Origin of the sequence: Alienimonas sp. DA493, from assembly GCF_043951915.1 — a bacterium.
In the GTDB taxonomy this organism is placed as follows: Bacteria; Planctomycetota; Planctomycetia; order Planctomycetales; family Planctomycetaceae; genus Alienimonas.
Genome location: NZ_JBINJD010000227.1, coordinates 1 through 6337, shown reverse-complemented (window position 1 = coordinate 6337; position 6337 = coordinate 1). Strand labels below are relative to the sequence as shown.

Below are 6337 nucleotides of genomic sequence, written 5' to 3'. Positions count from 1 at the left end.
TTCGGGCTCCGGACCGAAAAACCGCCCGCCCCGGGAGGCCCCGGGGCGGGCGGCGGACGGGTCGCGGTGAGGCGGGCGGCGGCTCAGAACTCGCCGGCCGGTTCGCCGCCGGAGCGGCTGCCGAGGCCGCCCCACACGCCGTAGGGGCTCTTGCCGGTGACGACGTTCTCCGCGTCGTCCTTCAGGGCGCCGGTGTCGATCGTTTCGGAGATGAACGTCACGCTGCCGTCGACCATGCAGAACTGGGCTCCGCCGGTGTGGTAGCTGCTGGGGGCGAGGATGCCCTTGCCCTGCCGGTTGCCGTGGTTGGGGGACACGTCCCGCACGCAGGAGGGGCCGTTGGGCGGGCTGATCGTGTGGAACCCGGCGGAGTACTCCGCGCTGTGGTCGGCCCAGGCTTTGCCGCGGACCTCCGTGCGTTTCCCGTCGCTGGTGGGCCGCGCCAGGCCGGGCTTGTAGAAGCCGGGGTTGTTCGGATCCTCGACCGCGCCCACGCACACCGTATAGGGGTTGTTGAAGCAGGCGTAAGTGCTGTCGGACTCCGGCCCGCTCCACTGCAAGTCCACAATGGCGCAGGCCCCGATGAACGAATTGTGGTCGAGGGTGCGGCCGCACTCGCCGATCAGCAGGGTGTTGACCGTGCCGTCGCGGGCGTCCTTCAGGCCGAGGTTCTGCATCACGGTATTGGAGCCGGTCCCCCAGGCCGCGATGCCCATGCCGCGGCCGCGGACGCGGGCTTTAAACGGGTCGCTGTCGGCGTGCAGGCCGTTGTCGCCGAAGTTCAGGCCGTAGTTGGTGTCCGCATTGGCCGCGATCGGCGTGCCGTCGGAGGGGCAGATCAGGGTGGCGATCTGATAGGTCCAGGGCGGATAGCCGGAGTTGTCCGTGGCGGCGCCGAACGCGGGGAACTCGGGCGTCCCGTCGCCGTTCGTGTCCAGCGGGTTGCTCAGCTGGTTCCACAGCGCCGTCTGGTCCAGGTACGGCGTCAGCGGGGGCAGAAAACTGAGCTGTCCGCCGTTCCCCCCGGGCCCCTGCGTCCCGCCGGACGCCGCCGGGAACACCTTGAACGTGCTGTGGTAGTTGTGCATGGCCAGCCCCAACTGCTTGAGGTTGTTCTGGCACTGACTCCGGCGGGCGGCCTCACGCGCCTGCTGCACGGCCGGCAGCAGCAGGGACACGAGGATCGCGATGATCGCGATCACCACCAGCAGTTCGATCAGCGTGAAGCCGGACCGGCGCCGGACCGGCGCGGCGCAGCGAAGAGGGACGAACATCTTGGGCCTCAGGAGGGCGAAAAGGAGGAAGAGCGGGGGAGTCGTGAGAACTCGAAACGCCCCGGCGTCCGCGAACGCGAGAGGAGCGCCGCCTGCGAAAAAACGGACCAGAAGATTTCGATGCTAGGCGTCATTCGGCATCTACGCAAGAACTGCCCCACGTCAACCGCCGCGCGGGAATTTCCTTGGCCGGCAGAGGCCCCGTCGGCCCGGGCCGGGGTTCGCCCGGTGGCGGCGGAGCGCGTCCCCGGGTATCCCTCGGTCGAGGCGCCGGGTCGAGCCGCGCAGGTTCGGCGCGGCCCCGCGGCGCCCCCGCCGTCCCCGCAATTTGATCCGCTCATGCTCAATCGTCGCTCCCCCGCCCCGCACGTCCCGTCGGCGTCCCGCCTTTCCGCGGCGCTGACCGCGTTCGCCCTGCTGGGATTGGCCCTCCCGCTGGCGGGGTGCGGCGGCGGGGTGGAAGACGGGTACGTCCCGCCGTCCGACGACCCCACCGCCGAAGCCCCCCCGGCCGGCGACGAGCCCTACGATCCCAACGACGCCTGACCCGCAGGCCGTCGGCCGACAATTCTTCTTCGCCTGCGGGCCGGTTTGTGCGATCACACGGGCCCCTCCCCCTGGCGGTCGGCGATGAAGATCCGCAACAAAACCCTCAACCGTCTGTTGGCCGGCTTCGCGGCCCGTCTGCTGACCGTCTGGCTGCGCACCTGCCGGGTCGAGGCGTACTGCGAACCGGGCACCAGCCCGTTCGTCGGCCGCCTCGGCGAACCGGGCCGGCCGGGCGTCAGCGGGCGGCTGCGGGGGATGCCGAAGGAACCGGCGGAGCCGCGGACCTACGGGTTCTACCCCTTCTGGCACGAGTGGATCGTGCCGTCGGTCTTCGCCCGGCCGCACGCCGCCGGAGCCGGGTTGATCTCGCAGCACCGCGACGGCGGCTATCTGGCCGACGCGATGACCGCCGTCGGGCTGAAGACCGTTCGCGGGTCGACCAGCCGCGGCGGGGCCGCGGCGGTCCGGCAGATTCTGGACGAGTGCGCGACGCTGAACGTGGGCATCACCCCCGACGGCCCCCGCGGCCCGCGGCGGGAACTCAAGCCGGGCGTGCTGTTCCTGGCCAGCCGCACCGGCCGCCCGATCGTGCCGATGGCGGTCGCCTGCCCGTCGGCGTGGACGCTGAAGGGCGGCTGGTCCGTGCTCGTGCTGCCCAAGCCGTTCAGCCGCGTCGTCTTCTGCGCCGGCCCGCCGCTGCTCCTGCCCCGCGACGCCGACCGGGAGGAACTGACCGCCTGGCGCCGGCGGGTCGAAACGGCGATCGCCCGGCAGGAGTCCCGGGCCGGCGTGATCGCCCACGGCGACGCCGACCCCGGCACGCCGACCGCCGAACGGCCCGACACGGCCGACACGGCCGACACGGCCGACACGGCCGACGTGCTGAACCCTCCTGACGCCGGCCGCCCCGTGCGGCGGGCCGCCTGAGCGGGCTTTCCCGGGGCTTTGACCGGCGGCGGTCCTATTCCGCCGCGTCCCGGTCGTCCCGTTCGCGGTCCTCCCAGGCCTGGCGGTGGGCGCCGGGGGGCGTCCACCGCCAGCGGTTTCGGCCGAACGCTTCGTCGATCAGTTCGTACAGGGCCGGGTCGTAGTCCCGCAGCTGTTCGCGGGTGCGGATCGCGTTGTGCACGCCGTTCGGCGGGTCCGCGGCCGCGTTGCAGTCGAAGTAGCACTGCACGCCCTCGGCGAAGTATTCGGAGGGGTTCGTCGCGGCGTAGGTCTCCGCCCACCGCCCGGCCTCGATCGCCGCGTCGAAGGCGGTTTGCAGGCGGTCGTCGAAGCCCTCGTCGAGTTCGGTCAGGCCGATGTGGTGCACGGCGTGGGCGAATTCGTGGATCAGGACGCTCTCGCCGCGGTAGCGGTCGGCGGGCAGGCCGAGCACGTTCTCCTCGCCGGCGCTGGTCATCGGTTGGGCGGGCGTGCCGCCGAAGCCGCGGGCCCGCCGATCCCAGTAGGCTTTGCGGCGTCGCAGGCCCTCGTACTCGGGCAGGTCGGTCGTCGCCTCGTCCCGGCCGATCAGCGCCAGCCGGGCCCCGCGCGCGGCCAGCGCCGCCCGCAACGGCGGTCGCGCGCTCAACATGCGCTCCACGACGGCGGCGGCGGCGATCAGCGCCGCGTCGGAGACCCGCTCCGACCCGACCACCGGCACGCCGCCGGCGTCGACGTGCTTTCGATAGAAGGAATCGAGCTTCACCCCCTCCGGAATCGGCCCGACGACCGCCTCGCCCGCACGGACCGGGATCGCCGCCAGGCACAACAGCGCGCCGCACAGCCCGACCACCGACGGCGAACGGAACGACGGCGAGCGGAACGACGGCGAGCGGAGCGGCATCGGGGGCGGCGGAACGGGGGCGGGTCGGGGCGGGAACCGATCGATCTTCGGCGCCCCGGGACCGCTGGCCAGCCCGCGGCGCCGCTTGGCGACGGCCCAGCCACTAGCCGAGCCGGCCGCACGCGGGTACACTCCGGCTCGCTCTTGCCCCGCTCCGGCCCGGGTTCTGCCTGCTTCGCCCCTCGCACCGTCCGTTTCGGACGATCGAGGGAGGCGATGGGAGAGACACCGGGACGAACGCGGACGGGGCACCCCCCGACGGCCGCCGGCACGTTCTCCATTTGGCGAACCTCTCCGGCCCCGGAGTTCCCTCCGGCGTGAGGCCGTCTGATCCGATCGGCTCCGGGATGCGCCCCGGCCGACGATTACGGGACTGGCGGGCACTTCGGCGAATCGCGGATCGAACCCGCGCGCGGCCGGCACACCCGCACCGCGCGCACTTTTCGATCGCTTTTCCAAAGAATTACGCCCCCGGTCTGCCATGAATACCGCCCTGCTCTCCGCCGCGCCGCCGTCCCAAGCCGACGACGACGCCCCCGTATCCGTCCGCCCCGAACACGTCGACGCCCAACCGGCCGAGGCGTCCGCCGACGACCTGCCCGCCGACGAGGAAGTCGCCGAGGCGGCGGACGGCGCCGCCGAGGTCGTCGTCGAAGACGAGGCCCCGCCGGAGCCGCACCTCGAAACCGCCGCCCTGCTGGGCGACGCCCCCCCCGCCTGCGGCGCCGGCGAACCGCCGATCCCCGCCGTCGTGCCGCCCGCCGCCGAGACCGCCCCGAACGCGGCCGACGCCCCGAAGAAGGTCGAACTGAAGAAGCCGGAGCCGCAGCCGGAGCCCAAGCCCGAAGCGAAACCCGAACCGTCGAAGTCCGGCTTCGCCAAGCTGGGGCTGTCCGATTCGCTGCTGAAGGCCCTCGCGGCGAAGGGGTACGAGACCCCGACCCCCGTACAGGCGGAGGTGATCCCCGCGATCCTCGCCGGGCGGGACGTGCTCGGGCAGGCGGCGACCGGCACCGGCAAAACGGCCGCCTTCGCCCTCCCGCTGCTCGACCGCCTGCGGGCCGCCGAGACCGCTCCGGACGCCCCGGAGGAACGCCCCGGCCCGGCGATCTTCTGCATGGCCCCCACCCGCGAACTGGCCGCCCAGGTCGCCGAGGCCTTCCGGGCCTACCGCGGCGAGATGCGGGTGAACATCCTCACCGTCGTCGGCGGCGAGTCGTTCGGCCCGCAGCTGTCGGCCCTCCGCCGCGGCGTGGACGTGGTCGTCGCCACCCCCGGCCGGGCGTTGGACCTGCTCAAGCGGGGCAACCTGGACCTCTCCGGCTCCCTGGCCTGCGTGCTGGACGAGGCCGACGAGATGCTCGATATGGGCTTCCAGGAGGAGATCGAGGCCGTCCTCGACTTCACCCCGCCCGGTCGGCAGACCGTGCTGGTCAGCGCCACGCTGCCGCCGCGGATCCACGCGATCGCGGACAAGCACCTGTCGAACCCGGTCCGCATCGAGATCGGCAAGTCGCAGGCGGCGAAGGGTGAGGACGCCCGCGTGGTGCACAGCGCCCACTTCGTCCGCCGGCACGAGAAGGCCGCCGCGATCGACCGCATTCTGGAAGTGGACGGCGCCGGCCCGACGCTGATCTTCTGCCGGACCCGCGGCGGCGCCGACGACCTCACGACCGAGTTGAACCGCTGCGGCCGTCGGGCCGCGGCCCTGCACGGCGGGCTCACGCAGGACCAGCGGAGCAAGGTCGTCGAACGCCTCCGCGGCGGGACGTTGAACGTGGTCGTCGCCACCGACGTCGCCGCCCGCGGGCTCGACGTGCCGGAACTGACGCACGTCGTGCACGCGGACCTGCCCAACGGGCCGGAGCCGTTCGTGCACCGCTGCGGCCGCGTCGGTCGGGCCGGCCGCGTCGGCCGGGTCGTCACGTTCCTGCACCCCAAGGAGCGGTTCAAATTGAACCAGTTCGCCAAGGCCGCCAACGCGGACGTGGCGATCACCGACCTGCCCGCCGCCGACGACGTGATCACCGGCCGGTTGAAGAAAACCCGGGCGGCGCTGAAGGACGCGGCGACCTCGAAGGAGTTCGCCAAGCTCCGCGACCAGCTCGCCCCCGTGCTGGCGGAGTTGGACAAGGAATTCGGTCCGGAAACGCTGGCCCTGGCGGCCGCCGCCCTGGCCCACCGCACGGCCTTCGGCACCGAGCCGATTGAGGACCTCGGCGCCCCGCCGTCGCATTCCAAGGGCCCCGGCGGCCCGTCCGGCCCCCGCGGCAAGGGCGGCCCGAAGTTCAGCGGCGGCCCCGGCGGCGGTCCCAAGTTCAAGGGCAAGGGCGGCCCGCGGACGCCCGGCCCGGTGCCCCCGCACGCCGCCCGCCTGTGGGTCTCCGCCGGCCGCGACTCCGGCGTGCGTCCGGGCGACCTCGTCGGCGCCATCGCCGGCGAAACGCACCTGAACGGCGGCGACATCGGCGCGATCACGATCACGTCGAGCTTCAGCCTCGTCGACGTCCCCAAACAAGCCGCCGACGCGGTGATTCAATCCCTCTCCCGCGGCGGCCTCCGCGGCGACAAGGTCAACGTCCGCTACGACCGCGAGGCGTGAGCGACGGCGAAACGTTTGCGGCGTAACCCGCACCGCGCCACGATCTGTTCGTTCCCGTAACGCCGAGGCCCCGCGGGGCCT

The 6337-nt window shown here is 72.8% G+C and carries 5 protein-coding genes; 3 read left to right on the top strand and 2 right to left on the bottom strand.

What is annotated here, in order from left to right:
- Positions 1-83: 83 nt before the first annotated feature.
- A complete protein-coding gene (locus tag ACG2DA_RS21230; protein WP_395258490.1) occupies positions 84-1274 on the bottom strand; it encodes a DUF1559 domain-containing protein in 1191 nt (396 codons plus the stop codon).
- Between the two features lie 339 nt (positions 1275-1613).
- Between ACG2DA_RS21230 and ACG2DA_RS21225 the strand changes: the two genes are divergently transcribed.
- Positions 1614-1820, top strand: a complete 207-nt coding sequence (locus tag ACG2DA_RS21225; RefSeq protein ID WP_395258488.1) for a hypothetical protein — start codon at positions 1614-1616, stop codon at positions 1818-1820.
- An 84-nt stretch (positions 1821-1904) separates the two neighbouring features.
- Entirely contained in the window at positions 1905-2750 is an 846-nt protein-coding gene (locus tag ACG2DA_RS21220; protein WP_395258487.1) for a lysophospholipid acyltransferase family protein, read from the top strand.
- A 34-nt stretch (positions 2751-2784) separates the two neighbouring features.
- On the opposite strand, the gene ACG2DA_RS21215 is transcribed toward ACG2DA_RS21220, so the two are convergent.
- Positions 2785-3654 (bottom strand): hypothetical protein, encoded by an 870-nt coding sequence (locus ACG2DA_RS21215; RefSeq protein WP_395258485.1) that lies wholly within the window; start codon positions 3652-3654, stop codon positions 2785-2787.
- 481 nt (positions 3655-4135) lie between these two features.
- Here ACG2DA_RS21215 and ACG2DA_RS21210 point away from each other — a divergent pair, with 481 nt between their 5' ends.
- Entirely contained in the window at positions 4136-6256 is a 2121-nt protein-coding gene (locus ACG2DA_RS21210) for a DEAD/DEAH box helicase (protein WP_395258484.1), read from the top strand.
- Positions 6257-6337 lie beyond the last annotated feature (81 nt).

What these genes read in the sequence shown, in the direction of transcription:
- ACG2DA_RS21230 (WP_395258490.1), bottom strand. Translation starts at nt 1,274, where the DNA reads ATGTTCGTCCCTCTTCGCTGCGCCGCGCCGGTCCGGCGCCGGTCCGGC.
- ACG2DA_RS21220 (WP_395258487.1), top strand. Translation starts at nt 1,905, where the DNA reads ATGAAGATCCGCAACAAAACCCTCAACCGTCTGTTGGCCGGCTTCGCG.
- ACG2DA_RS21215 (WP_395258485.1), bottom strand. Translation starts at nt 3,654, where the DNA reads ATGCCGCTCCGCTCGCCGTCGTTCCGCTCGCCGTCGTTCCGTTCGCCG.
- ACG2DA_RS21210 (WP_395258484.1), top strand. Translation starts at nt 4,136, where the DNA reads ATGAATACCGCCCTGCTCTCCGCCGCGCCGCCGTCCCAAGCCGACGAC.
- ACG2DA_RS21225 (WP_395258488.1), top strand. Translation starts at nt 1,614, where the DNA reads ATGCTCAATCGTCGCTCCCCCGCCCCGCACGTCCCGTCGGCGTCCCGC.